Below are 21,391 nucleotides of genomic sequence, written 5' to 3' on the forward strand. Positions count from 1 at the left end.
GAGAAAAGTAGCGAATAGTGTTTCCGAATTTGCGGGGGCGCTCGGTGAGTTCGCTTCGTTCCGAAGCGGTGCCCTGCGCAGTCCGGCGATCACCGTAGCCGAACGGGGGTGTTTGGCGTGACGATCGTCCGCTGGTCGTCATCCCGTAGTACTGACTGCCTCAACTGTGAGGCCCACGTCTCAGGCGACTTCCGGCGGGTCTACGGCGACGCCGACGACCAGGCCCACCGTTGTCCACAGTGTGATACGTGGGTGCGGCTCTTCGAGGGGAGCGCTGCCGGGCTCGATGTTCGGACGCCGGACCCTGAAACGTCGCCCGGTCGTCACGGGAACGATCCAGCCGAGGGGTGGTCGGCGTGAGCCGCGTTCCCCCGGAGTTCCAACAGCGGTTCGATGATAGCGGCGACTTCGACGCCGCAGCGCGGTACGTCCGCCGAAATCCCGAGACAACCGTCGCCGAAGTTCTCGGTCGGTTCGAGCTGGATCTCGACAAGCGAGACGAGGTCGCTACGCTCCTGGAAGAGATCGACGTCGATTCCGATACCCCGCCGACGCGCGTCGGCCACTGCAAAGTCGACGATTGCGACGTGTACGGCGGTCGGTCGACGAGTCAGGGACGGATTCGCCACTTCGGGAACACCGAGATCGGCGAACGCGGGTGGCTCGGAAATCCGCTCGTCCACGAGGGCGGTGCCCGCGACGAGCACCACGCCCAAGACGACGTGACCGTTGTCGCGACGCGCGAGGAAGCTGTCGCCCGGTTCGCCGACCTGTTCCTCGACGCCGTCGACGCCAGCCACGAGCTGCGCCGGACGCTCTACGAGGACGTTCGCGGTGGCGTGCTCGGAGGGTGGTGCCAGTCCGTCGACGACGATGGACCGGCGTGCCACCTGGAGGTCGTCGCCGAGGTCGCCGACGCGATCTCGAAGCGAGGTGGATCCGAGTGAGCGCCGCCCATCGCTTCGGCCCCCTCGTCGAGCACGATTTCTGGCCCGCAGAAGAGCGCCGCCGTCTCGAACTCGCTCTTGCGGGCGCTCGCAAGTGGCAGACGATCGAACCGCACAAGGTCGAGTTCTGGGAGGCGTTCGATAGCATCCTTCTCGAACACTATCCCCAGTGCCGGTTCGAGGAACGTGAGCAAACTGGCCTCGACGAGTGGGGTAGTGAGCAGTGAGTCACGTCCGAACGTCGCCCCACGAACTCGAAGGGAACTTCAACTTCTTCGAGCATGGGCTTGGGCCGTACTGGGCGGTCTCGAAGCTGCTATTCGAGGGGTTCGACGGCGACTCGGGCGAGATCGACGCCGAGATCGGCGGCGAGGACTGGATCGTCACGCTCCGGTATCAGAAGGGCGGCATCGCGCCGCGCCCCGAGGACAGCGACAATATCGAACGCCTCTACGAGTTCCGGATCGGCATGAACGGCCACGGCGAGCGGAAGGCGAACTTCCACGTCCGGCCGCGATTCGCCGACATGGAGAACTTCGAGACGGGCAAGGAGATCACGTCGCCATGTGACCATGACCAGTATCCCGACGAGGCGACGAACGTCCACTTCAGCGGCAGCAACATCGAACCCGACGACTACCCAGTCCTACTCCGGAAAGCGCTCCAGGCGCTCGCAGCGGACGCTGGCATACGGGTGAATCCGAACTACTTCGTCCAGCTCCACGAGACGAGCAACATCACCACCTACGAGCGCTACGTCCGCGTCCGGCGCACCATGGCGAAGAAGTTCGTCCGCTCAACGGGAGCGATGCGACGCATCCTCGAACTCTTGGCGCAGAAGGAGGGATCGGACACGGTGTACAAGCCGAGCAACGCCGGCCCGAACGAAGATATCGTGGGCTACAACCACCGCCTCGTGCTGCCGAAAGCCGACGCCCGCGAACTCATTCCGATGCACACCCGCGGGAAGCAGATCAAGCACTACCACCCGCAGTACGTCAACGGCGACGAGGAAAACCCGCTCCACCACCCGAAGATCGGCATCCTTCTGAAGAAATCGCTCAACAAGAGTCGCGCGTTCGACTGGTCCGAGCGCGATGGGCTTCGCCGCGAGATCGACGAGACGATCATCAACACGCTTCGGTGGAGCGGCATCCCGATCGGCGCCGACGGAACGACGTTCGTCGCCGACGATCACTTCAGCGCGACCGCGACCGACGAGACCGTCGAGTTCTACCAGGACCCGACGCCCGAGATCGAAGCCGAGCAGGAAGCGCTACTCGTCACGACGCTGCGCGACATGACCGACGCCGATGTCGATTTTCTGGAAACGCTGGTCGCTGACGGTAGCGGCCAGCACCCCCAGAAGATCGCGAACAGCGCCGAGCGCGGCATCTCGACGCTGTACCGCTCTCTGGAGCGGCTCGATGGGTTGGTCCGGAACGACAACGCCTCGGTCGAGTTCGTGAGCCGGAAGATCGAACAGGAGATCGCCGGCATCGTCGAGAGTACCGAGCACCGGATCGAAAACGCAGCTGACCGAGCGGCGAAGCTCTTGGACGTCGACGCCAGGCAAGCGGCGTCGAGCGCGTTCCAGCAGTGGATGCAGAAGTACGCCGCCACTTTCGAGTTCGACGAGGACCGCGGTGAGCGAACGATCCGAATCGACACGCTCCTGGGCGAACTCAAATCTACGTCGTTCCCCTACATCGCCGACGTGATCGACGCCGCGAAGACGGCGTGGGTGAAGGACGGTCGCGATCCGCGTGATCTGCGGGAGGCGTGGGTCGAGTGGCTGAACGCTGACGGCGATCGGCGCCGCTCGAAGCTATCGACGCTCGCCCGGTAGCGCGGCCCCTCGTAGTGGCAACGCTGTTCTTCGACCCCTCTTTTTCAAGTAGAGGTTAGTTTTCGAGTAGTTACGTTCAAGTTAGGTTTACTTGCGGCGAGCGGCGGCGCCGCGATCGAGGCGATCGGCGCCGAGCTGGCGCCGGGCGATTCCCGCTGCACGGGAGATCCCCCTTAGGAAGTGTGCCTAAGGGCACTCGGCGGAAAAAGTACTCCGCTCCGCTGAGTTCCAGTTGAAGCACTCGAAACATTCGACGTGATGGATGGCCAGTCCGAGATTGAAAGGGGCGTAGTCCTTTTTTCACCCCAGAACCAGCATCTACCATGGCGATACACGGACAATTTGTTACAGACGATTGGAAGTATATCCGAGCCGCGCGAGATAACGAGGATCATCTTATCCGAGTATTTGTCCATGAAGAGTGGTATCCCTATTTTAAGTCCCTCTACGACTATGCGGAATTGTTAACGGCTGGTGTCAGTATAGAGGAGGTACCCAGTCGCATCGAGTCCTGTTTTGATTGGTTCTCTGCTCTAACAGCAGAAATCGGAGCAAATGGATGGATCTTCAGTATTGCTATTATTGGCTGGATAACTCATTTAGTCAAAAATAGAATTGGGATTGGGGAGTTTACGTATGACACGGTTGGGTACGGAGATCTAGCATATGGTGAGGCTCCCTATGGTGGCGGGACAAGAATTCTTGAACTTCCGGTAGAGGAGTAGTCAAACGAAAATGGGGACTGATTCTAATCCTTAGACTCTGTCTGAAACGTTCTTAATAGCCGTCTGGATACTCCATAGAGGGAGGCCAATTATAGATATGACAAACAACACTGCGTAGACTAACAAGAAGAAGCTCAAGGAATAATACAATGACATTGCCGCCCAATCTATGAGTGTCCGTGAAACATCTTCTCCTGGCATCGGCTGAAATTCTAATAGAACTGCTGCTGCTGCAATCCCCAGCATGAACACTATAGAATATCCTATAAATTTCAATGGGGTTGAGAACCTGCCAAAATGACTGGCAATCTTGTTGACCGCCTTAATAGAGAAAAATGACGAGAAGATCCCAATAACCTCTCCAACTAGAACCAATACTAATATTGCGTATGTGAAAAGTATATTATCAAACTGGGAAAGAAGACCAAATATAAGAGCGACTATTTGGAGATAGAATACTCCAAATCCGATCAAAAAAAGGTTCTCCAGTTTCACCACTGTAGATAGTCTCCAACCAATTATCCTAACTAACTTTATGAATATTACGATGGATATAAGAATGATCAAAGCGAATCCTGAAAAGATAGCGTAGTTCAATACGTCAGTATAACCCGCTTTTTGCGTTGCAGTATCAAGATATACTGTTATACCTCCAAATACACCAGTTAGGGTAAACAGATGTACGTTCTCCTCAAGAAACTCATCCAGATCTGAGATTGATCCTATAATAGTTGGTATAAGATAGAGATGCAGATATTGACTAAGCAGTGATTTCTTGGCAGTACGTAACTCTACTTCGCGCGACATTCGTTCCAGATGCTAAATACGCAGATACAAAATATACCTGGAATATAGCTCAATCACACCTGCAAAATAGATTTAGAATATGTTTTTGATTGCGATCTTCGTCTGCTGACTGTTTCTGTGTTTACCACCCCCATGCCACCGAATAAGCGGTAGATCTCCTGCTCGAACCATTTTGTCGTCGAGCACGGTACAGCCAGAGCGTCCATGCGGCCGATAGACGACGAAACAGTACCAGCCGTCAGCTCGCCGAAGCCGATCGTGATACTGCCGGTAGATCTTGAAGTTGCCCGGCTGACCGTTTGCGTGCTCGACCATCGTGCTCTTGATCTCGACCGACGTTCCGTTCATGAATCTGATTTATAGCAAAATCAGTCGGGCATGAATATTCACTTCACGGATGATGGCAAACTTTTTGACCGTCCAAATGAATTATTAATTCGCGGTGGTTTCAGTACTGCCGCTCGTCGATTCGTTGGCAGACCGAGGGTAATACACAGGTATTGCCTGTGGGCGGGTGGGTGCCCACCACTCATTCACACTTGTCGTGAATTATTACTTCACAAATTTCGTATTGCCAATGGCGATTGCCAATAGCATACGTGAATTTATATTTCTCAAGCCCATAGAATTGTTACCAGCATTGTGCTGGCGTGCCACACGATGGCCGAATCCCGATCGAGCATCCCATCCGCTGGTATCTACCGTCGTGTGGTACAGGCGTAATGCACGACCCCGGTCGTGGGCGGGCCGATAGCCCCGCCGCCTCACCATCATGTTCCGCCGGTCATTCTTAGAAAAGTTCGTCAATCCCGAGTTTCGCCTGTTGGGTATCGCGGTGATCGCCGCCGCCGTGCCACCGGATTAGCGGGAGATCGCCAGCCCGGACCATCTTGTCGTCGAGCACAGTGCAGCCTGATCGCCCGTGCGGGCGGTACACGACGAAACAATACCAACCGTTAGCTCGCCGAAGCCGATCGTGGTACTGCCGGTAGATCTTGAAGTTCCCCGGCTGGCCGTCGGCGTGCTCGACCATCGTGCTCTTGATCTCGACCGGCGTTCCGTTCTGGAAGCGGGCGTCGTGCCACGACGCCCGCTCGAGCTGGAACCGGCGCTTCTTGGCCATCCGCTTCTCGCAGATCGTCCCGAAGTGGTTCGCTCGGTGGGACCGGCTCACGCGGACCACGCGCGTCGCGCGCCGATATATATACGCCTCCGCCGGGTGCTCGCCGCCACGCCCATCGCTGGCGCTCGTCGCCCACCAGGGCGGCGAGCGCGCTGTGGGCCAACCTCTCTAAAGGGGGGTCGGTTGAACTTGCAACGTTGGAATCCTGACGCCGTCATGCAATCACCCGGTCGACCGTTTCAACCCATTCGCGCTTCTCTCGGTCGCCCTCGTCGTAGTCGTCGAGCCAATTGTAGACCGTCGTGTTGCTGAACGGAACGAACTCAGCGGCCTGGTTGGGCGTCATGCCCTGGTCGCGCACGCACGTTTTGATGGTCCACATCGCGACGCGTTTGATGTCGTCACGTTCGAGATCGTCGGTCGCGGGCTCGTCGTTCGACGGCGCCTGCCAGGACCACTCGCTCGCCTCTTTGGTGTTCATCGACCAGTCGGTCGGCGGGATGCCCTCCAGGGGGCGCGGGTCGACATCGACGAGCTTCCCGCCCGAGATCCGGTCGGCGACGACCGCTTTCTTCTTCGATTCCTTCTTGATGATCGTGCCGACGCGCCAGAGCATCGGGTGAATCGAACTCTCGTCGTGGCCGATGTAGATGAGAGCGCCGCCGTACTTGCGGATCTTGAACACCAGCGGCCCCATCAGCTTCCGGACTAAATGGCCGTCCTCGCCGGTCCCGCTGGCGTTCGACGAGAACTCGTCGCCGACGAACAGCTTCGGCTGCTGGGTGTTCTCGACGGGATCGCCGTCCTGTTCGACCCACTCGGTCAACAGCGGGTAGTGCGGGATGTACCCGTCCTCGACGCTCCCGTCGTCGCGGACCCACTGGTCGTTGCGGTCGAGCGTCCGGATGTTCGAGCCGACCAGGAGGTCGCCGTCGACCCACCGCTCGCGCAGCTGGCCCAACAGCCCAGCGAAGTCTGACTTCCCCGCGCCCATCTCGCCGAGGATCACGATCACCGGCGCCGGCCCGGCGACGATCTCCTGCATTCGCGTCACCGTCTTGATCCCGGCCATGTCGGCGTGCTGGGACGGATCGCCGACGTAGTGCTTGAGCGTCACCGTGTCGCCGTTCTGCATCGCGTTCCGGGCCGTCTCACTCCCCTCGGCGCGCAGGATGTCGCGGTTCTTCTGGACGCTGAGGTAGTCCGCGGCGGGCTTGCCTTCCCAGCGGTCGGGATCGTGGTGGATCGCCCGCATCGTCATCTGACGGTCGACCTGTTCGTCGCGGACGAACCCCGAGTGCGGGACTACCTCCTCGGGATCGCGTTCGAGGTTCCCGCTCTGGAACTCGCGAAACCCGCCGACCGTGTAGTTGTCTTGCTCGTCACCCATCGTTACCTCCGTCGGTGGCGGCCTGATCCGGCGAGAGCGTCGCGGGCGGGCCGTGGGGCGCGTCGTGTTCCTCGGCGTACTCTTCGACGTAGCCGCCGATGTCCTGAATCTCTTCGAAGTCGTCTTCCTCGGCGTCCGCTTTGGCGTCCTCGAAGCGTTCCTTGACGGCCGTCTTCGGGTTCATCAACCCGCGTTCGTCCGCCTCGGCTTCTTCGTTGATCACGTCGCTCTGTATCTCCAGGCCCATCTTCGAGATCCGCCCACGCAGGCGATTGAGCTCGAGGTACGCCTCGACGAGATCGCCGTGGACGTCTTCGAGCATCGCCTTCGTCGTGACGAGTTTCGAGTCGGCCATCTGGCTCATGTAGCAGCCTCGCACGGTCAACTGGCCCGTATCCTCAAACCAGTTGAACTCCCGTACCTCGAACGCCTCGCCGTCGTTGCACAGGTACGGACTCGGGCCTTCGACCGTCTTCTCGGCCCACGCTCCCGGCTCGACGTAGTATTTCTTCCGAGTATCGGTCTGGCCGTTGATATGGTAGACCGTCACCATGTTCCGGTTCCGGAGCGCCCGCGCACCGGTCACGAACAGCCCCGTCAGTGGCGGCCCCAGGAGTAGGAGCGCCGCGAAGATCCCGCCAGCGATGGGCGGGATGCCCGGCAGCGACGGCTTGAACCACAGGAGCACGATGCCGAACGAGACGGCCAGCCCCGCGACGAGCAGCTGGCCCTCTGCCAGGATGTACGTGAGCCGATCCGACCACCCACCGAAGGTACCGCTGGTGTCGCTCACGCTTCGATCACCCCGCTATCCTCGGAGCGGACGACGTACGCCGCCGAGAGCGCCGCCAGCACGACCGACATGATGACGCCGGTGAACAGTCCGGACTCACCGCCGAACGTCTGTAGCGGGTTCTGGTCGGCGTCATCGCTCCCTGTGCTGATGATCGCCCCGCCCTGCTCGGCTTCGCGCGCCGCTTCCGACATGATGCCGACGCCAGCGCCGGACTCCTGGTAGACGCGGAACGTTACTGTCGTTTCGCCTGCGTCGATCTCCTTCGACGCGTAGGCGAACTGCTTGCTGTTCTCGCTCCAGTCGCTCGCCTCGGTCAGCCCGAGCGATGCTCCCTCCTCGCTCCAGAAGGTCAGCGTAAACGTTCCCTCGTCGTACGTCCACGCCGTTACGCACGTCTGGTTATCGACCACGCGCTCGCACTCGAGATCTTCCTTCTCGTCGATCGGCGCCGCGGTCTGCTCGTCGCGGAGCTCCTCGGGATCGGGCGCCTTGGCGAGCCACTCGTCGAGTTCGCTCAACTGCTCGTCGGTGAGCTCGTCTCGCACCGCCGAATGGTTGCCCCACTCCTGAACGCGCTCGATCGTGACCGCCGGCACCTCGTCGGGGTCGTTCTCTATTAGGCTCACGATCTCCGACGCCGCCACCTCCGGCGGCAGGTCCAGTTCGTCGCCCGACTCGTTCTCCTGCCCGATCGCCGGGCCAACGCCCATGCCCATCGCCAGAGCCGCCGCTGTCGCCAGCAGCAGCGCAAGAAAAATCCGGCGCATGGTCTCAGGGCAGCACCTTGCTCACGAACGCGCTAACGGCCGTGATTGTCCCGCCGATGATCGCCGCCCCACCGAGCCAGCCGCCCGGAACGTCGGGCGCATCCAGTTTCGGGAACATTGGTCCGCCACCGCCATCATCCATGACCACGTTGATCGTTTCTTCCCGGGCTTCGTTCTCAGCGTCGCGGTTCTCTACCAGGATCTTCCGAGCATCCTCGGGCGAGGTGTCGGTCGTGACCATCTGCCGGGTCTCAAACGCCAGCTCGTCGCTATCGTTCTCAGTGCGAACGATAGTGAACTCGTCGGTCAGTTCGGCAACGTCGGCCTGCACGTTCCCGGCGTCGTCTTCGTAGTTGAACGCGAAATAGAACGTACCGGGGAAACTACCGACCGGAACCGTCGTGCCGACCGGTAGCGTGTTCCCGTCCGGCGTCGTCCACGCTAAGATCCCCTCGAAACGACCGGACTCGTATTCGAGCGTCGAGTCCGTCGTCGAGTCCGAGGTGTTCGTCGTGTTCGTCGTGTTCCCACCGCTCCCGCTACCGTCTTGGATCGATTCGGTGCCCTCGGCGGTCGGGATCTCGACCACTGCCGCCTCGGTCGCCTGCGGGATGTTCATCGAGCGGAACAGCAGCGCCGCTTCCGCGAAGTCGTCGGCGTTCGCCGCAGTTTCGGCGAGCGCGCTCGGCGCGAGCATATCGGCGAGATTCAGATCGCCGTCTTTCGCCGCCTGGAAGAAGTTATCGACGAGAGACTGAGCGACGTCTTTCGTCGCCGTGGCGCTGTCATGCAGTTCCCGCATGATTGCGGAGTATTCGAGCGCGTTGAACAGGTGCTGCCGGCTATCGAAGGAGTAGTCGTAATTGCTCCCGTCGATCTCCGAGAACTCGCCCGTATCCGGCGGCATCACGGTGTACTGCGTGAGGTTGTCGGAGTGCGGCCACGAAACCGAGTCGTCGTCGCGGGCGTCGAGGTAGTCCGTGATCAGGTTCCCGCTGGTACCGACCTCCGCGGTATGGTCGGGAGTGAACAGGTGAGCGCGCCCGTTAGAGATATCCAGCCACTCGGTGATCTGGTGAGTCTCACCATTTAGAAGCTCGTAGCTCCGGGTTGTGCCTCCGTCTAGGCGGGAGTTGATACTTGAATCCCATTCGAAGTTCCCGGCTCGTTCGGGCGTGATCTTGTCCTTCACGGTGCTGGAGTCGATCAACCGCTCGGAGAGGGTGACCGCCAGAGTGTACCGCTGTTCCCACCACGTGATGAGATTCTTCTCGGGGACCGAGTAGACGCGATCAATCGCGTTCTTCGCGGCAGTGAGGGCGTCCGACTCGGTGCCGCCTTCGAGAGCGGTTTCGTAAATCGCAAACGTCGCTTCCTCTTCCGCCTTCGAGTCGAGAAAGCGCGCGTCGCTCTTGAGGCTCGTCAGCACCGTCTTGTCCTCTTGCCGGGCCGCTCTCGCGTCGGTGTAGGCGTTCACCCACTGCTCGTACTCGTTCTTCTGGTCGAACTCCGCCTGATCGGTGCCGTTGATGTTGCTGCCGATCACGTAGCCGAGGCCAGCGGCCGCGGCAGTCCCGACCGCGTACCCTGCCAGCACGAGAGGGACTGCCGCCTCTGCATCGGCGGTCGGGTCGAGGCGATCGGGCAGCTGCCCCGAGACGCCGAGCGCGGTCGCCCCGCCGGCCGCCGTCGCCTGGAGCATCCGCCGGCGCGACAGGGACGGCCCGATTTGTGGGCTGTGGGCGCGACCAGATCTGTCCATTTCGTCGACGCTCTCGTCGACCGCCACTCAGACCACCCCCGCCGTCGCCGCGAGCAGCCCGCCGACCCCGGCAAGCGCGGTTGCCGCACCCGAGAACGCGATGAACGCGACGGTCTCCGGGTGAATCTGTTCGAGTTCGTCCGAAATATGAACGCTCATTGTGTTGAGTCTCCGTGTTTCGCGGTTACTTGTAGGCGATAATCCAGAAGCCGGCGCCGTTGAGCATCACCATGAACACGCCGATGTACCAGGCCGCACTGACCGCGACAGCGACGGCGGGCACGAGCGCGCTCAGGATGTTGAGGATCACCATCAGGAGCACGATCACGAACTCCATGTCGGTCAGATCCTCGCGGGTGGTCTGGCCGTTCGTGATCCAGGCGATGAAGATCACCGCCATCGTCACGACGAACGCCCAGGTGATCTCGGTGCCGTGGGCTGCGTACAGCGCGTCGTCGAACGACCAGTCGTACGGGAACGTTCCCGTAGTGAGGTTGAACAGCCCGGTCAGCGCGATCGTGGCCATCACGAAGATCGGCGCGAGCAGGCTGTCGGTCAGGTCGATACCATCCTCCCGGCGGACGCCAGGGGGAACCATGTTCTCCGGTAGGCTCAATGCCATGCGACCATCGCGGCTATCCGCTCTAATGTCAAACTCCGGATTTTGGTGATCGCGTGGCGACGCCGTGGTCACAGGGGCAACGACTAAGTGCAATCGGATAGCCGCCGGTTGTGCCGATGTTCAGAAAACTCTGCGACCGCGACGGAACGCCGGTCGTCTCGCTCGACAAGGACGAACTGCGACTCGACGGGATCGTGGGCGACGACGGGGAGATCCCCGAAGACCAGGAGATGTACATTCAGCGCGTCGACGAGGGCGCGTACCTCGTGCGTGCGGTCGACGGCGATACCGTGCCCGAGGTTGAGGAACTCTCAGCATGAGACGTCTGGAAGGCGGTTCTCAGATCAGTCCCGTGGAGTCAGATACGGATTGAATGGCCAATCCGGTTTGATGTATTTTTGCGTTGGGGCTACTGCCGCGAGAGTACATCAAATCCGGTCGGTTAGTTGCTCCCGTCTCCGCTGTAGACTCGGGGTTGAACAGCAGTACATAAAGAGCGGACGAGTTCGTGACTCGCGAGAGCTGGTTTCGCCTGTATTTCAGGGCCGGTACATCAATCAGTACTTATGAGCCACTACAGCTACCCCCTGAACGACGAACGGGAACGACTACTCGACCAGCTCGAAGGTGTGACCGATGAGAACACGCGCCGACGCGATTGATGCCGCAATCCGGCACTATCTGGAGGACAAAAAATAGACAGAAGCATTGGCGCGAGTTCACGTCCGACCAGTTAGAGCTGTTGAGAATGTCGGAACTATCGGTATCATACTACACGAAGGTATGATAAGTCCAGACTGTCTACTTGCCAAAAGAGATCGAATAGTAGTTGGTTGGGTTCTACCCGCCGTACTCACTCAGAACTTGACTAGAATCTCCGCTCGACGCTTCCCAGATCAGGGTTACACTATCTCCTTCTTTGAAGCTGGTTGCTGCTTGCATAGTATCGCCAGCCGTGAAGGAACCACCACTAGCGAAGGACTGTGCAGTTGCACTACCACTAGTTTGGATACTGAGTGTGTTGTTATTCAGATCCTCCCCACCATTGTGATCTAGGAGGATATCTCCACTGCTATTGCTCCAACCGTACTGTGCTTGAGGAGCGGCTTCCTGACTGCCACCGATGTCGAGGACGAATGCCCCGATCACGGCGGCGAGAATGACCGTTATTGCGACCATGAGGATGACGCCGATAACCGGCGACACGGCCTCATCGTCCGTGAATAGCTGTTTGAGTTTCATTAGGAGGAAACCTCCTGGCTTCCGATCACATTCGAACTATCTCCGCTACTAGCTGCCCAAATGATCTGAATTTCATCACCAGAGCCGTGTTTCGCGGTTATTAAGGTCTGGCCAGAGCTAAGGGTTCCAGTAGTATTGAAGTCATTACCACTATACGAATTTCCTGCTGCATCGACAGTTAACGTCGACGTGTCAATGTCCTCCCCACCATTATGTGAGACGGTGACATTATCATTGCTACTGTTGAATGAATAGTCCCAACTCACTTGCGGTGCTGCTTCCTGACTGCCACCGATGTCGAGGACAAATGCCCCGATCACGGCGGCGAGAATGACCGTTATTGCGACCATGAGGATGACGCCGATAACCGGCGACACGGCCTCATCGTCCGTGAATAGCTGTTTGAGTCTCATTGTTTGCGGTTGGTTCCGCCGGCGAACGACAGCAAAGGACTAAGCACTGGTACCTGATACCAGTGGTGAGGCGATCGGCTACTATGTACCTATCACCGCCACGGTGTCCCTCTGTCGTGGGCCCGGCGTTACCAGTGCTATACCAACTATACGTAATAAATCCATCCCTAACTTTGACTGGTCTACAAGAGAACAAATTAAACAGTAACTAAAGATAGGTACGCTATGATCGAACCACCTTTCGTCACCGATGCTGATCTCTCCAGAACCTACGATAGTGGGGCATACGAGGACCCGTATGATCGAATTGAGGACTACCGACGGGTGATCGAATACGCGGCGGATCATCCGAACCGCGGCTCGCAAGCGATAGCCACTGCGCTCGAGCTCCCGCGCAGCCGAATCCGTCCCTGGGTTGACGGCGACGCGAAACCTGACCCGATGCGCGGCGTCGAGATCGCCGAGCAACACGGGTGGCTCCGACTGACCTACGACGACCCGAAGTTCCAAGCGCTCAATCGGCTCGTCGCGTGGGTGTTCTCCGGCGGAAGCCTCGCGTCTGATACGTTTGCTCCACTGTTCGCGGTCGAATCGGAATCGGACGCCGACCAGCTCCGATCTGACTTCGAGACGCTGGGGGTCAAGTACGCGGTCGAGCGCGATGACGATCCCGACCGCGCGACCGAACTACGGCCCACAGCCCACGGGACGGTGCTCGGGCGTGTGCTCCACGTCCTCGGCGCCCCGATCGCAGACAAGAACCCTGACGCGAGCATCTCGCTGCCGGCGTATCTCGACGACGCGCCCGGGTCGATCCGACTCGACTTCGTTGACGTCTACCTCTTGAATCGCGCCGTCGAGTTCGAGGACAAGCGGATGCTACAGGTCGCCGAAGATCGCTCGCCGGACTACCTGGAGGCGCTGGCAGCGTTCTTCGAAAGCGTAGCTGGTGAGTCGGTGACCGTCTCGGCGAAGAATATCTACTTGTCCTCGGCGGCAGCGCAATCGCTGTACGAGAAAATCGGCTCGCCGAAGTAATTGTTCTCAGTCTTTGCTGGCATTGAGCGTTCTTCAAGTCACTGACCTCGTTCCTCTAATAGATGGAACAGGCATTTATTCTAATTTGATAGATCGGAATCCACAGCGAGGATTAGAACATTCGAGATTCCTGGTGAATGGATCGCGTTTTAGGTCACTCTCACAAATGGGACACGTGCGATTCGACTCGTCGGATGTGGAATTTTCCGACATTAGATCAACGAAGAATTGACTCTAATTGAAAAAAGACACTTTTTACTTATTTGTCACTTCATCGGTTCTGATCTATCTTCTGAAGATGAGTCTTGCAATATCTCCTTTGACGGAGTAAATAAACTACACTATAGGAGGAGAGATAGATAAGGGGATTCTCAGCTTCTTAGTTCCGTGCCCGAGCGTATACCTCGTCGGCTAATTGTCCGGGATTATCCCCCTCATCTAGTGGCGTGTAGGCGCCGCTACCAAAGACCGGTCGTCCACAAATTTGTTCTACTTCCTGAGCTGAAATCGCTTCAGATTCACTCAAAACAGTCTGCCATCGAACAGGAACGTGATATTCACTCTCCGGACTATCCGCATCGTGGAAGATCATATTACTCGGTTCAACTGCTGTCTCGTCGAATGCTCCCACGACAAGACCGATCGCGCGGACACCGACTCCGTTTTGATAAGAGAACACCAGATCGTCAGGGGAGAGGTTTTCGAGGTGAGATCCGAACTCCTCGTAATCCCCGAAAGTAGCTACAACATTGTGTGCATAAATTTCAGTCCCAGTAGCGTCGTCTGGGAGATGCCTTTCATTTGTGTTCACAAAGTGGTAGTCTCGTGTCACGAGGATATAGTTTGTTAGAAGACATAAAAAATTAATGCTTTACTGGATCTGCTGGAGGATTGTTTGGCCTGAAATCCAACCAAGAACCCAGCAACGAGACTCTCATTCCCTACTACTCATTCCTCGCATTGCGATCACCACTGAGATATTCTTTCCCACGTGAGGTAATCCGAAAATGAGTCGTATAGTTTCTATCCCGCTCTACATATCCTCTCTCTTCGAGTTCCTCAAGAGCAGTTTTGATGGTCCGATAAGAGGGGTCAAGCTCGTTGTCGAGCACGCCGATCGGGACCGCAATCTCGTGCTCGTCGAGAAATTCCAGTACGGGATCCGTCGCCGAGTTCATCCAGGGACCCCGCTTTCGCCGCGTCATTGACGAACCCACTCAGACGCGATACTTACCGGATTTGGTTTCTCGCAATTGCTGCAGCTTCAATTGCAAGAATTTCAGTTTATGCTGCAAACTATAAGTAACTGGCATCGAAACGGTATGGATACGGAAGCTACACGGACCCGGCGGTCGGCGCCGTGATCTGTCCGAAAAGGCGGGCCCGGTGCTGGAATACCGGCCCGCCGTGGCTCCCGTACCCACCTACGGAAGCATGACCGCGTTGCACGACACGGGGTATAAACACCCCGCACGATCTCCAGTATCGAAACCAACCACTTTCACTCGCCCCCAGCCTCCCGAAAGCGATGGGCTATGGGCATGGCTGTCGGCAAGACGGCGCTTCGGACGCCAGAGCGGACAGTTTCACTTCCACTTTGCAGACAAGGCCGACCGCTTTTGTAGGGTAGTTCGTCAGGTCGGCGTGATGACTGGACGCAAGACGACGATCCACCTCGACGACGAGGCCGATCGCTGGCGATGGGTGTGCCCGCGCGGGCATCGCTCGTGGGAGCCGACGAACAACCACTTCTGGTGCGCCAAGTGCGCCCGGCAGATGAGCCACGACGACGAGTTCTCTCCCGAGTTCCACGAGCTGCACGACAAGCGATCGGGCGAGACGCGGACGCGCGACGAGATTCAACTCATCACGACCGTCGGCCCCTACGAGCACCGGGAGGGATCGGCATGAACCTGCGCGAGCGCCAGCACTGGATGACGGTGCAGGATATCGCTCGATCCGCGGTGATCCCGCTGCTGACCGGTCCCGCCGAGACGCCGACCGAGGCCGTCGAACAGGTCCGCCCATCGCTTGGTCCCGCTAAGCGCGCCGACGCCGCCACGATCGTTGAGGCGATCGCGGATCGCGTCGACGAAGAGGACATCGCCGAGATCGAAGCCGCGGAAACCGAGGGATCGACGTGAGCGACGAGCTCCAGCCGCTGGCGCCGGAGGCTGCCGTCGATTTGTATCTCGACAGCCGTCGCGACGAGGTGACTTCGGAGACGCTGACCTCTCACAAATACCGGCTGAAGATGTTCGTCGAGTGGTGCGAGGAAAATAGCATCACGAATATTAACGATCTCTCCGGGCGTGATCTCCACGCCTACCGCGTCGATCGGCGCGATGACGGCGAACTGAAGCCGGTCACGCTTCGTGGGCAGTTGAGTACGCTCCGGGCGTTCCTCAGGTTCTGCGCCTCGGTCGACGCCGTTCCGGAAGGGCTGGCATCGAAGGTACTCCTACCGACGCTTTCGGAGTCCGACCGGGCGAGCGAGACGAAGCTCGACCCGGAGCGCGCCGAACATATCCTCGAATACGTCAGTCGCTATCAGTACGCCAGCCGCACGCACGTAGTGTTCGCACTACTCTGGCGGACGGGAATCCGAACCGGGAGCATCCGCGCCCTAGACATGGGCGACTTCTACCCGGAGGAACAGGCGCTCGAACTGGTACATCGTCCGGAGACGGGGACGCCGCTGAAGAACAAGCAAAACGCCGAGCGCATGGTCGCACTCGACGGGCGCCTGATTCGGATGCTGGAGGAGTATATCGACGGGCCGCGGCACGACAAAACGGACGAATACGACCGCGAACCACTGGTAACGACCCAACAAGGGCGCCCGGCGGCGTCGACGATCCGGGACACGATCTACCGGATCACCCGACCCTGTACGGTCGGGAAGGAATGCCCGCACGATCGCGACCCCGACGACTGCCCCGCGATGGAAACGCGGTCGTCGAGCCGGTGCCCGTCATCGCGGTCGCCCCACGACATCCGAAGCGGCGCGATCACCGCGCACCTCCTGGAGGACGTTCCGGTCGAGATCGTCAGCGAACGCTGCGACGTGAGCCGCGACGTTCTCGACCGGCACTACGACCGGCGCACCGAGCGCGAGAAGATGGAACAGCGACGCGACCACCTACCAACCAACTAACAGCCATGAGCAAACTTAGTTCCCCTACGCAGTCAGGCGATTCCAAAGACGACAGGACCCGAGCGGGCCCATGGATTCTGCGAGGAACTGACGTGACGAGCGAAGTCTGAACGCCGATTAGATTTGCAACTCCGGCGATCTCTCGCGAGATCAGGACGCAAACTATCCGAGCAACGGGGCAGTTCCGGAGACCGGAAAAGAAACCAATGGAGTGACACAATTAACGTAAACAAGTTGACCATTATGTCATATATAATATACCATCTACGTTGCACACAGGATTTATCGACTCATACCACATTATATCAACAATACGAATAGCGATAGATATCACAAATAACTGGGAGGACCAGTACATTCATTATAGTTCGTAATTGTGTACCGGTCGCATGCTCGAAGGATTCCCACTGGTACTGTTGCTCGCCGCGGCAGTGGCGTTCATCATCGTCGCCACGGCGAAGTTAGACCTGCACGCGTTTCTCGCACTACTTCTGGCAGCCTACTTCACGGGTCTCGCCGCGGGGCTCGATCCCGCGGAGGCTGCGTCGCTGGTGACAGACGGGTTCGGCGGCATCCTCGGCTACATCGGGATCGTCATCATCGCCGGGACGATCATCGGTACCTGCCTCGAGCGGTCGGGTGCGGCGATCGTCATCGCGGAAACGATTCTCGATTACGTCGGCGAAGATCACACGACCGAAGTGATGGCGATCACGGGGAGCTTCGTCTCCATCCCGGTGTTCTGCGACTCCGGGTTCGTCATCCTCTCCGGGCTGAACCGATCGCTCGCCGAGCGCTCCGGGCTCTCGCTGTCGACGCTCGGCGTGGCGCTGGCCGGCGGACTCTACGTCACGCACGTGTTCGTCCCGCCGACGCCCGGCCCGATCGCGGCCGCGGGGATCATCGGCGCGGACATCGGCCTCGTCATGCTCGCCGGGATCATCGTCAGTGCCCCGATCGTCTTCGTCGCCGCGATCTGGGCCGACAGAGTCGCGTCGAACTACCACATCGATCCCAACCCGGAGATGACGATCGAGGAGATCAAAGACGAGTACGGGACGATGCCGTCGCGCGCCGCGTCGTTCGCGCCGCTGCTGATCCCGATCGTGCTCATCGCGCTCGGCTCGATCGCGGCCTACCCCGAAGCAGAAAACCCGGAGCTGATCACCGGGGCGCTCCAGCGCTGGCTGCTGTTCCTCGGCGACCCGGCGGTCGCGCTGTTGATCGGCGCGTTCATCGCCTTCGCGATCGTGCCCGACTTCAGTAGCGACGTCACCGACGAGTGGGTCTCGGACGGGATCAAAAACGCCGCCGTCATCCTCGCGGTGACCGGCGCCGGCGGCGCGTTCGGCGAGGTCCTCGGCGCGCTGCCCCTCGAGAACTTCATCACCGACACGCTGGGCGGCCTCGGCATCGGGCTGCTGGCCGCGTTCGTCATCGCCGCGGCGATGAAGTCGGCGCTGGGCTCCTCGACGGTCGCGATCCTGACCACGGCCAGCCTCGTCGCACCGCTACTGGGCTCGCTCGGACTGGACACCGAGCTCGGCCAGGTGTTCGCCGTGCTCGCGATCGGCGCCGGCAGCATGACCGTCAGCCACGCGAACGACTCCTACTTCTGGATCATCACGGAGTTCTCTGACATGGAGACGGCGACGGCCTACCAGGCCTGGACGCTCGCGACGCTGGTGCTCGGCGTTTCGAGCATCGTCTGGATCGTCGTCCTCCGGAACGCCGCGGGACTGGTCTTCTAGTCGACGACCAGCACCCGCAGATCGTTGAGGTTCGTCCCGGTCGGTCCCGTCAGGACGAGGCCTCCGCGGGACTCGAGGAACGGATACACGTCGTTTTCGGCGAGGGCCTCGCGTGCCGCGTCGGGATCCTCGACGGTCGTCCCGTCGACCAGTGCGCCGGCGGCGTCCGACGCGCCGTCGATGCCGTCGGTGTCGACCGCCGCGACCGTGATCCGGCCCTCGGCGCCGACTTCGTCTCCGGCTTCGGCGCCGCTATCGTCCCCGGCTTCGGCGTCGGTTCCGCCGCCGCCAAGTTCGAGCGCCGCACTCGTCGCGAACTCCTGGTTCGGACCGCCCGTCCCGTCGCCGCGGATCGTCACCGTCGTCTCGCCGCCGGAGAGCACCACGGCCGGCGGCGAGACCGGCGTGCCGGTCGCCCGTATCTCTTCCGCGACGGCGACGTGCGTCGTGGCCGCGTCGCGGGCCTCGCCGCGGACCCGCGAGGAGAGCACGAGCGTCTCGTAGCCGCGGTCGGCCGCCGCCGCTCGGGCCGCCTCGAGCACCGTCATGCCGTCCGCGACGACGTGGTTCGAGACGGTCGCGAACGCGGAATCGTCCGCTCTCGGCGTCTCGTCGATCTCGCCCGCGGCGCCGCGCTCCAGGCGGGTTACGACGGCGTCGGGCGCGTCGATCCCGTAGCGATCGAGGACGGCGATGGCGTCGTCGAACGTCGACTCGTCGGGGGCGACGGGACCGCTCGCGATCACGCTCAGGTCGTTCCCGACGACGTCGCTGAGGATCAGCGAGGCGACCGTCGCGGGCGCGGCGCGACGCGCGAGCCGACCGCCCTTCAGCGCCGAGAGGTGTTTGCGGACCGCGTTGATCTCGTGGATATCCGCCCCGCTCGCGAGCAGGGCGTCGGTCGTGTTCTGGAGATCGGCGAGCGAGACGTCCCCAGCGGGAGCGGCCATGAGCGCGCTCCCGCCGCCGGTGATCGCCGCGAGGACGAGCGTCTCCTCGTCCGCCGCGTCCGCGGCCGCGAGCAGCTCTCGCGTCGCGTCGACGCCGCGTTCGCTCGGCACCGGGTGATCGCCCTCGCGAACCGTCACGCGCTCAGTTTCGACGGGATCGTCCGTGACGACGACGCCGCCGTCGATCCGATCGGCGAGAATGTCCTCGAGCGCGACCGCGACGTGCGCCGCGGCGTTGCCGCCGCCGAGGACGACGACCTCCTCGTACTCGGCGAGGTCGTACGTCGCGTCGGCGATGCTGAGGGAGTCCCCCTCGAGCGCGACTGCGTCGCGGACGACCGTCCGGGGGTGGCCCGCCTCGATGCCGGCCTCGATGCACTCGAGTGCGGTCTCGCGGGCCTCGCTGGAGGCGAGGGAGTCGCGGTCCTCGATCACGCGGAAACACCCGTTCGATCGGCGTGTCCGGATACGTTCATAGACACCCCGTCTTTCGGGAACGGCTAAAATCATCGGGATCGGAGCGGTCACGGTACGGTGACGGCGATCGAAGCCAGCGGCGGCGGTCTCGGACGCGATCTACGGAAGTTCAGACGCGAATAGTGAGCCCGAAAGCCGGGGATCACCGAGGACCCGCAAAAAACGAACCGCCCTCAGTACAGCTGCTGTTCGCGCTCTTCCTGTTCCTGCTCGCGCTTGCGCTTTTCCTTGAGCTTTCGGCGACCGCGGAGGTACTGACGGGCGCCGGGGATGATCTTGTTCTTGAGATCGAGGCCGAACGAGACGATCCCGTAGATCCAGAAGAAAAACAGGACCGCCATGCCGCCGAAGTACACCAGCGCGACCGTACTGACCACGCTCAGTCACCTCCCTCCGATTCGGCGACCGCCGAGTCCGCCGCGGGGGCGGCGGCGGTGTCGACGACGCCGTGGGCGATCGCGTCGCCGGAGTCGGCGTCGAAGAGGTGGACCTTCGAGGCGTCGAGGACGACGCTGATCTCGTCGTCCTCCGCGATGTCGCTGTCCGGGTCGACGCTCATCAGGAGGGAGTTCGACGAGCGCTCGCCCTCCATCGTGTCGTCGGCCTCGGCGCCGTCCAGCTTGAGGTAGACGAAGATCTCGTCGCCCATCGGTTCGAGGACGTCGGTCGTCACCTCGATCGGCGCGGTCGGGTGGGCGAGTTCGTCGGCCGCCTCGGCGGGGTGGACGTCCTCCGGGCGGATCCCCAGCGTGACGGGGTCGCCGTCCCAGACGCCGGATAGCGACTCGGGATCGAGCGCGACCTCGAACGTGTCGGTCGTCACGCCGCCGGGTGTGAGCTCGCCGTCGACCATGTTCATGCTGGGCGAGCCGATGAAGCCAGCGACGAACCGGTTGGTCGGCTCGTTGTAGCAGACCAGCGGCGGGTCGATCTGCTGGAGCTCGCCGCTGTTGATCACGGCGATGCGATCGGACATCGTCATCGCCTCGGCCTGGTCGTGGGTGACGTAGATGATCGTCGTGTCCAGCTGTTTGTGCAGGCGCTGGAGCTCCGTGCGCATGTGAACGCGCAACTTGGCGTCGAGATTCGCCAGCGGCTCGTCCATCAGGAACACGTCGGGCTCCCGGACGATCGCGCGGGCGATCGCGACGCGCTGGCGCTGGCCGCCGGACATCTCCTCGGGCATCCGGTCGAGCATCCCCTCGAGCTGGACGATGTCGGAGGCGCGTTCGACCCGGCGGTCGATCTCCTCCTTGTCGTAGTCGCGCAGCCGCAGCCCGAAGCTGATGTTGTCGTACACGTCCATGTGGGGGAACAGCGCGATGTTCTGGAACACCATCGCCACCCCGCGGTCCTTCGGCGGCAGCTTCGTCACGTCCCGCTCGCCGATGTGGATCGTCCCTTCGGTGGGCTTCGTGAGGCCGGCGATCGTCTCCATCGTCGTCGACTTGCCACAGCCCGAGGGGCCGACGAGACAGACGAACTCGCCGTCCCTGATATCGAGGTTCATGTCGTCGACGGCGACGACGTCCTCGTAGCGCTTCGTCACGTTGTCGAGTGTTACGTTTGCCATGG

General features: G+C 60.7%; 26 protein-coding genes and 1 pseudogene. 11 read left to right on the forward strand and 16 right to left on the reverse strand.

Features of this window, described 5'->3' with window-relative positions:
- Positions 1-117 precede the first annotated feature (117 nt).
- The 5 genes from ABDZ81_RS18135 (at position 118) to ABDZ81_RS04055 (ending at position 3,521) form a co-directional block, all read left to right on the forward strand.
- Positions 118-360, forward strand: coding sequence for a DUF7563 family protein (locus ABDZ81_RS18135; RefSeq protein ID WP_425541897.1), 243 nt, complete (start codon positions 118-120; stop codon positions 358-360).
- The gene (locus ABDZ81_RS04040) at positions 357-947 is read left to right on the forward strand and encodes a DUF4326 domain-containing protein (RefSeq protein WP_343772582.1); all 591 of its coding nucleotides are present in this window, start codon (positions 357-359) and stop codon (positions 945-947) included. Before ABDZ81_RS18135 ends, ABDZ81_RS04040 begins: the two co-directional genes overlap by 4 nt.
- Positions 944-1,174: a hypothetical protein gene (locus ABDZ81_RS04045; RefSeq protein WP_343772583.1), complete on the forward strand. Its 231-nt coding sequence runs from the start codon at positions 944-946 to the stop codon at positions 1,172-1,174. The genes ABDZ81_RS04040 and ABDZ81_RS04045 overlap by 4 nt, the downstream gene beginning before the upstream one ends.
- Entirely contained in the window at positions 1,171-2,796 is a 1,626-nt protein-coding gene (locus ABDZ81_RS04050; RefSeq protein ID WP_343772584.1) for a DUF7845 domain-containing protein, read from the forward strand. The genes ABDZ81_RS04045 and ABDZ81_RS04050 overlap by 4 nt, the downstream gene beginning before the upstream one ends.
- A gap of 323 nt (positions 2,797-3,119) precedes the next feature.
- Entirely contained in the window at positions 3,120-3,521 is a 402-nt protein-coding gene (locus tag ABDZ81_RS04055) for a hypothetical protein (RefSeq protein ID WP_343772585.1), read from the forward strand.
- A 30-nt stretch (positions 3,522-3,551) separates the two neighbouring features.
- Here the strand turns inward: ABDZ81_RS04055 and ABDZ81_RS04060 are convergent, their stop codons facing one another.
- The 9 genes and pseudogenes from ABDZ81_RS04060 to ABDZ81_RS04100 form a co-directional block, all read right to left on the reverse strand.
- Complete coding sequence (locus ABDZ81_RS04060) at positions 3,552-4,328, reverse strand: hypothetical protein (protein WP_343772586.1); 777 nt, start codon at positions 4,326-4,328, stop codon at positions 3,552-3,554.
- 72 nt (positions 4,329-4,400) lie between these two features.
- Positions 4,401-4,682 (reverse strand): annotated as a pseudogene (locus ABDZ81_RS04065) (PD-(D/E)XK family putative nuclease); the annotation flags it as partial.
- A 436-nt stretch (positions 4,683-5,118) separates the two neighbouring features.
- The gene (locus ABDZ81_RS04070) at positions 5,119-5,502 is read right to left on the reverse strand and encodes a PD-(D/E)XK family putative nuclease (protein ID WP_343772587.1); all 384 of its coding nucleotides are present in this window, start codon (positions 5,500-5,502) and stop codon (positions 5,119-5,121) included.
- Between the two features lie 163 nt (positions 5,503-5,665).
- Positions 5,666-6,841 (reverse strand): P-loop NTPase family protein, encoded by a 1,176-nt coding sequence (locus tag ABDZ81_RS04075; RefSeq protein WP_343772588.1) that lies wholly within the window; start codon positions 6,839-6,841, stop codon positions 5,666-5,668.
- The gene (locus ABDZ81_RS04080; protein WP_343772589.1) at positions 6,834-7,634 is read right to left on the reverse strand and encodes a hypothetical protein; all 801 of its coding nucleotides are present in this window, start codon (positions 7,632-7,634) and stop codon (positions 6,834-6,836) included. Before ABDZ81_RS04080 ends, ABDZ81_RS04075 begins: the two co-directional genes overlap by 8 nt.
- Positions 7,631-8,404: a DUF8063 family protein gene (locus ABDZ81_RS04085; RefSeq protein WP_343772590.1), complete on the reverse strand. Its 774-nt coding sequence runs from the start codon at positions 8,402-8,404 to the stop codon at positions 7,631-7,633. The genes ABDZ81_RS04080 and ABDZ81_RS04085 overlap by 4 nt, the downstream gene beginning before the upstream one ends.
- A gap of 4 nt (positions 8,405-8,408) precedes the next feature.
- Positions 8,409-10,106 carry an Env/VP5 family phage fusion protein gene (locus tag ABDZ81_RS04090; RefSeq protein WP_343772591.1) on the reverse strand — a complete coding sequence of 566 codons (1,698 nt, stop codon included), beginning with the start codon at positions 10,104-10,106 and terminating at the stop codon, positions 8,409-8,411.
- An 87-nt stretch (positions 10,107-10,193) separates the two neighbouring features.
- Positions 10,194-10,325: a hypothetical protein gene (locus tag ABDZ81_RS04095; RefSeq protein WP_343772592.1), complete on the reverse strand. Its 132-nt coding sequence runs from the start codon at positions 10,323-10,325 to the stop codon at positions 10,194-10,196.
- Between the two features lie 25 nt (positions 10,326-10,350).
- Positions 10,351-10,788, reverse strand: coding sequence for a DUF8023 family protein (locus tag ABDZ81_RS04100; protein ID WP_343772593.1), 438 nt, complete (start codon positions 10,786-10,788; stop codon positions 10,351-10,353).
- Positions 10,789-10,904: 116 nt separating this feature from the next.
- Here ABDZ81_RS04100 and ABDZ81_RS04105 point away from each other — a divergent pair, with 116 nt between their 5' ends.
- The gene (locus ABDZ81_RS04105) at positions 10,905-11,108 is read left to right on the forward strand and encodes a DUF8053 family protein (RefSeq protein WP_343772594.1); all 204 of its coding nucleotides are present in this window, start codon (positions 10,905-10,907) and stop codon (positions 11,106-11,108) included.
- Between the two features lie 520 nt (positions 11,109-11,628).
- Here the strand turns inward: ABDZ81_RS04105 and ABDZ81_RS04110 are convergent.
- Entirely contained in the window at positions 11,629-12,030 is a 402-nt protein-coding gene (locus ABDZ81_RS04110) for a type IV pilin domain-containing protein (protein WP_343772595.1), read from the reverse strand.
- Positions 12,030-12,443, reverse strand: coding sequence for a type IV pilin domain-containing protein (locus tag ABDZ81_RS04115; protein ID WP_343772596.1), 414 nt, complete (start codon positions 12,441-12,443; stop codon positions 12,030-12,032). Before ABDZ81_RS04115 ends, ABDZ81_RS04110 begins: the two co-directional genes overlap by 1 nt.
- 441 nt (positions 12,444-12,884) lie before the next feature.
- On the opposite strand from ABDZ81_RS04115, the gene ABDZ81_RS04120 reads away from it, so the two are divergent.
- Positions 12,885-13,481: a hypothetical protein gene (locus tag ABDZ81_RS04120; protein WP_343772597.1), complete on the forward strand. Its 597-nt coding sequence runs from the start codon at positions 12,885-12,887 to the stop codon at positions 13,479-13,481.
- 379 nt (positions 13,482-13,860) lie between these two features.
- On the opposite strand, the gene ABDZ81_RS04125 is transcribed toward ABDZ81_RS04120, so the two are convergent.
- A complete protein-coding gene (locus ABDZ81_RS04125) occupies positions 13,861-14,313 on the reverse strand; it encodes a hypothetical protein (protein ID WP_343772598.1) in 453 nt (150 codons plus the stop codon).
- A 112-nt stretch (positions 14,314-14,425) separates the two neighbouring features.
- Positions 14,426-14,659, reverse strand: a complete 234-nt coding sequence (locus ABDZ81_RS04130) for a hypothetical protein (RefSeq protein WP_343772599.1) — start codon at positions 14,657-14,659, stop codon at positions 14,426-14,428.
- Between the two features lie 469 nt (positions 14,660-15,128).
- Here ABDZ81_RS04130 and ABDZ81_RS04135 point away from each other — a divergent pair, with 469 nt between their 5' ends.
- The 4 genes from ABDZ81_RS04135 to ABDZ81_RS04150 all read left to right on the forward strand — a co-directional run bounded on the left by ABDZ81_RS04135 (position 15,129) and on the right by ABDZ81_RS04150 (position 18,389).
- Positions 15,129-15,392: a hypothetical protein gene (locus ABDZ81_RS04135; RefSeq protein WP_343772600.1), complete on the forward strand. Its 264-nt coding sequence runs from the start codon at positions 15,129-15,131 to the stop codon at positions 15,390-15,392.
- On the forward strand, positions 15,389-15,625 hold the full coding sequence (locus ABDZ81_RS04140) for a hypothetical protein (RefSeq protein ID WP_343772601.1): 237 nt from the start codon (positions 15,389-15,391) through the stop codon (positions 15,623-15,625). The genes ABDZ81_RS04135 and ABDZ81_RS04140 overlap by 4 nt, the downstream gene beginning before the upstream one ends.
- Positions 15,622-16,638, forward strand: a complete 1,017-nt coding sequence (locus ABDZ81_RS04145; protein ID WP_343772602.1) for a tyrosine-type recombinase/integrase — start codon at positions 15,622-15,624, stop codon at positions 16,636-16,638. Before ABDZ81_RS04140 ends, ABDZ81_RS04145 begins: the two co-directional genes overlap by 4 nt.
- A 389-nt stretch (positions 16,639-17,027) precedes the next feature.
- A complete protein-coding gene (locus tag ABDZ81_RS04150) occupies positions 17,028-18,389 on the forward strand; it encodes a GntP family permease (RefSeq protein WP_343772603.1) in 1,362 nt (453 codons plus the stop codon).
- Here the strand turns inward: ABDZ81_RS04150 and ABDZ81_RS04155 are convergent.
- The 3 genes from ABDZ81_RS04155 to ABDZ81_RS04165 all read right to left on the reverse strand — a co-directional run bounded on the left by ABDZ81_RS04155 (position 18,386) and on the right by ABDZ81_RS04165 (position 21,389).
- On the reverse strand, positions 18,386-19,774 hold the full coding sequence (locus tag ABDZ81_RS04155) for a glycerate kinase type-2 family protein (protein WP_343772604.1): 1,389 nt from the start codon (positions 19,772-19,774) through the stop codon (positions 18,386-18,388). The two genes, ABDZ81_RS04150 and ABDZ81_RS04155, sit on opposite strands and share 4 nt — an antisense overlap.
- A 215-nt stretch (positions 19,775-19,989) precedes the next feature.
- Positions 19,990-20,193 carry a DUF8005 family protein gene (locus tag ABDZ81_RS04160; RefSeq protein ID WP_343772605.1) on the reverse strand — a complete coding sequence of 68 codons (204 nt, stop codon included), beginning with the start codon at positions 20,191-20,193 and terminating at the stop codon, positions 19,990-19,992.
- Positions 20,194-20,195: 2 nt separating this feature from the next.
- Complete coding sequence (locus ABDZ81_RS04165) at positions 20,196-21,389, reverse strand: ABC transporter ATP-binding protein (RefSeq protein WP_343772606.1); 1,194 nt, start codon at positions 21,387-21,389, stop codon at positions 20,196-20,198.
- Between the last annotated feature and the right edge of the window lie 2 nt (positions 21,390-21,391).

This window comes from Natronoarchaeum mannanilyticum (genome assembly GCF_039522665.1).
GTDB classification, from domain to species: Archaea; Halobacteriota; Halobacteria; order Halobacteriales; family Natronoarchaeaceae; genus Natronoarchaeum; species Natronoarchaeum mannanilyticum.

Coding starts and splice junctions, on each gene's coding strand:
- ABDZ81_RS04140 (WP_343772601.1), top strand. CDS start 15,389: ATGAACCTGCGCGAGCGCCAGCACTGGATGACGGTGCAGGATATCGCT.
- ABDZ81_RS04130 (WP_343772599.1), bottom strand. CDS start 14,659: ATGAACTCGGCGACGGATCCCGTACTGGAATTTCTCGACGAGCACGAG.
- ABDZ81_RS04075 (WP_343772588.1), bottom strand. CDS start 6,841: ATGGGTGACGAGCAAGACAACTACACGGTCGGCGGGTTTCGCGAGTTC.
- ABDZ81_RS04060 (WP_343772586.1), bottom strand. CDS start 4,328: ATGTCGCGCGAAGTAGAGTTACGTACTGCCAAGAAATCACTGCTTAGT.
- ABDZ81_RS04120 (WP_343772597.1), top strand. CDS start 12,885: ATGCGCGGCGTCGAGATCGCCGAGCAACACGGGTGGCTCCGACTGACC.
- ABDZ81_RS04135 (WP_343772600.1), top strand. CDS start 15,129: ATGACTGGACGCAAGACGACGATCCACCTCGACGACGAGGCCGATCGC.
- ABDZ81_RS04085 (WP_343772590.1), bottom strand. CDS start 8,404: ATGCGCCGGATTTTTCTTGCGCTGCTGCTGGCGACAGCGGCGGCTCTG.
- ABDZ81_RS04115 (WP_343772596.1), bottom strand. CDS start 12,443: ATGAGACTCAAACAGCTATTCACGGACGATGAGGCCGTGTCGCCGGTT.
- ABDZ81_RS04090 (WP_343772591.1), bottom strand. CDS start 10,106: ATGCTCCAGGCGACGGCGGCCGGCGGGGCGACCGCGCTCGGCGTCTCG.
- ABDZ81_RS04100 (WP_343772593.1), bottom strand. CDS start 10,788: ATGGCATTGAGCCTACCGGAGAACATGGTTCCCCCTGGCGTCCGCCGG.
- ABDZ81_RS04165 (WP_343772606.1), bottom strand. CDS start 21,389: ATGGCAAACGTAACACTCGACAACGTGACGAAGCGCTACGAGGACGTC.
- ABDZ81_RS04150 (WP_343772603.1), top strand. CDS start 17,028: ATGCTCGAAGGATTCCCACTGGTACTGTTGCTCGCCGCGGCAGTGGCG.
- ABDZ81_RS04110 (WP_343772595.1), bottom strand. CDS start 12,030: ATGAAACTCAAACAGCTATTCACGGACGATGAGGCCGTGTCGCCGGTT.
- ABDZ81_RS04095 (WP_343772592.1), bottom strand. CDS start 10,325: ATGAGCGTTCATATTTCGGACGAACTCGAACAGATTCACCCGGAGACC.
- ABDZ81_RS04105 (WP_343772594.1), top strand. CDS start 10,905: ATGTTCAGAAAACTCTGCGACCGCGACGGAACGCCGGTCGTCTCGCTC.
- ABDZ81_RS04055 (WP_343772585.1), top strand. CDS start 3,120: ATGGCGATACACGGACAATTTGTTACAGACGATTGGAAGTATATCCGA.